This window comes from Vibrio sp. V30_P3S12P165 (genome assembly GCF_009904905.1).
In the GTDB taxonomy this organism is placed as follows: Bacteria; Pseudomonadota; Gammaproteobacteria; order Enterobacterales; family Vibrionaceae; genus Vibrio; species Vibrio fujianensis.
On sequence record NZ_WXWH01000009.1, the window covers coordinates 1 to 2766 of the forward strand.

Here is a 2766-nt window from a genome sequence, read left to right on the forward strand (position 1 = left end):
ACTTACGGCAGGAAAACCGAAAAAAGTTGCCATTGTTGCCTGCATGAGAAAGATGGTTGTTATCTTAAATTCAATGCTAAGAGATGGTGTTATGTGGGATACAGATAGCCTCAAAAATTAACTATTGACGCCATAGTCTCTTGTTATGTGCAAATTTCACACAACTTATTGATTTGATTAACTCTTACAACTGAATCATTGGGCTCAAACTTCGGATTAAACCAAACGGCACTTACTCCGGCATTAATCGCGGGCAGAATGTCATTATCGAGGGAATCACCAACCATAATGAGAGAATCATGACTTACACCAAGATCTTGAGCTATTTTATGAAAAAACTCAGGGGAGCCTTTACCTAAACCTAAATTAGCTTTACAAAAATAACCAGCGAGAAACTGAGCTAAACCAACGCGTTCAAATGCTAATTTGATATCGTTTTCAGATGAGTCGGCTGCATTAGTAGCAACGTAAATAAGATGTTCTCTTGATAGATTTTCTAAAATCTCATGAGCACCATTAACGGCCTGAACCTCATCCCAATCACACATTTTTCCTTTTTGATCAGGAAAATCAACCATTAATGTATCGCCCCAATCAAATAAGTATATTTTGTTCAAATATGCCTCCTTGCACATAACGCCCAATTAAGTTGTGAGCAACGCTGCCACCTTACTCAAACACTTCACCGTAATCACTAAACAAATTGAAACCGAAAGCGCCGAGCGTTGCGAATCAGCTTGAATTGTTTGTTATGTTTTACCACAAATGACTGATTTATTTGGCAAAGAACTGCATTCTTAACCGGATTTTCTGAGCCTAATCACACGACAAAACTCACTTGGCCGCCAGATGCACGGAACATAAAACGCGTAAGTCCACTTCCCTGCCCAATGAGGCAACCCGATAAACGCTCAACAAGCGCCCTCTCTTTCCAACCAAAGCGCAGAACAATGGCAAATTGCCGAGGCAACTGCCAAGCCGACATGCCAATTGGCAAATACACTCAAAGCGCCTTAAAGCCAGTGAAACTTAAAAACAGCCGCCACGACCCGAAAATGAAGCAACCCACGAACATTAGTATGTTTTACGGACTGAGTGATTCATGAACTTGGGCCGACAATGCCGATTTGCTGAAGTAACTCAAACTAACTGCCAAAGAGACAAAGAACATAGATCGAAGAAACTTTAAGCCACTGAAATACAAGTAAACATAACGCCCGCTTAAGGGGCTGACAACGCATGCCAACCAAACTCAAACAAAACAACCGTAACCTCAAATATACTTATTTGAATCTAAAATGCCTAGCGTTGGCTGTCCTCCTTAAAGCGTTTGTTATGATGACTTGATAACCGATCCAACGCTGACTGTATTGATTTCAACCTAAAAAATGAAAAACCAATCAAAACAATTAAAATAAGAATAAAAGTCATCGAATAATTATAATCACCTCGATCTATTCCTGTTGCTATGATGAGAAGTGTAATTAGAATATACAAACTTATTAATGCTCTATACCCTTTCCGAGCGCCAGTTAGCTCTGCTATAACAGCGCTAGAGCTAATGATATTATCTTGCAAAATTTCGATACTCTGCTGATTATGTTTTTCAATCTTATCAATATGTTCATGACATAGCGCTGAGCAGACAAAGCCCTCACCTGATAAAATTGCACATTTTTCACACAAGAATACACCGCAATTTTTACATATACAGATCGCTGGTTCTTGAAAATGCCGAAAGCAGCCCATTTAAAAACCTCATAAGGTAAATTTAAAGTCATCATAACGCCCGCTTAAGGGGCTGACAACGCTACTACCAAGTTTCCGCATAACACCGTAACCACCGAAATCAACGCACAATAAAAATGCCACGCGTTGGAAGTCCCTCTTGAAGCGTTTGTTATGTGAAATTTCAACGACTTAAAGCTGAACTCCTAATAACTTTAAGGCTTGCTCACATTGGAAAGCACTTTCAAATTGAATTCCTTTTATACCAACCGACTCTGCACCTTGAACATTGTATAGCATGTCATCGATGAATATTGTTTCTGCGGCATTGAGATCATATTGAGAAAGTAGTGATAGGTAGATTTCACGCTGAGGTTTCAATAAGCCGACTTCGGCAGAAACGATTGCTCCATCGAACAAACCCCAAAATGTGTAAGCTGTTTTCAAATGAAAGACTATTTCATGTACGTTATCGGTCAACGCTAGGACATTATAGCCAGCAGATTTACAGCGTTTAATAAGATCAACTGAGCCAAAAATGAGAATTTGTGTTTGTTTAACATAATAGAACAGACGCTCACATTCTAGATCAGTTAATCCTAAAGTTTCTTTATATTGAGCTTTAGCTTCATTTTCAGTCAACTGGCCTTTATTCAAACTTAACCATGTTTCAGACTGAAATATTGACTTCGCTTTATCTTCGGCAGAGCAGCTTTCACCGAAAGTCAGCCTAATAATCTCCAACGGAGCCCAACGAACTACAACATTACCAGGGCAAGATCATGAACGTTTTTTGCGCAATGCGAGGTTAAGTTTGACCTGACGTGCGGGCTGTGATCTTATGCTCCTTTTTTAAGGTGTTGCCATGAATATTAATACCATCAAAGAGCACTTCAGCATCATCCGTGACGAACGGCAAAGCGCAAAAGTTGACTACCCTCTGTTTGATATTTTGTTTGGTTCAATCTGCGCCGTGATAGCCGGTGGTCAAGGCTGGACCGACATTCGTGAATATGTTCTTGGTCACCATGAGTGGTT

The 2766-nt window shown here is 39.9% G+C and carries 3 protein-coding genes and 2 pseudogenes; 2 read left to right on the forward strand and 3 right to left on the reverse strand.

Going from position 1 to position 2766, the window contains the following annotated elements; translation table 11 throughout:
• Positions 1-121, forward strand: a pseudogene (locus CAG57_RS02205) (IS110 family transposase); the annotation flags it as partial.
• Between the two features lie 22 nt (positions 122-143).
• Here CAG57_RS02205 and CAG57_RS02210 read toward each other — a convergent pair.
• The 3 genes and pseudogenes from CAG57_RS02210 to CAG57_RS02220 all read right to left on the reverse strand — a co-directional run.
• The gene (locus tag CAG57_RS02210; protein WP_372447916.1) at positions 144-644 is read right to left on the reverse strand and encodes an HAD family hydrolase; all 501 of its coding nucleotides are present in this window, start codon (positions 642-644) and stop codon (positions 144-146) included.
• A gap of 176 nt (positions 645-820) precedes the next feature.
• Positions 821-1003, reverse strand: a complete 183-nt coding sequence (locus CAG57_RS16020) for a hypothetical protein (protein ID WP_202598365.1) — start codon at positions 1001-1003, stop codon at positions 821-823.
• Positions 1004-1920: 917 nt separating this feature from the next.
• Positions 1921-2499: pseudogene (locus tag CAG57_RS02220) on the reverse strand (HAD family hydrolase); the annotation flags it as partial.
• Positions 2500-2593: 94 nt separating this feature from the next.
• Here CAG57_RS02220 and CAG57_RS02225 point away from each other — a divergent pair.
• Positions 2594-2766: transposase family protein (locus CAG57_RS02225; RefSeq protein WP_161439485.1), on the forward strand; the 173-nt coding region annotated here is incomplete at its 3' end.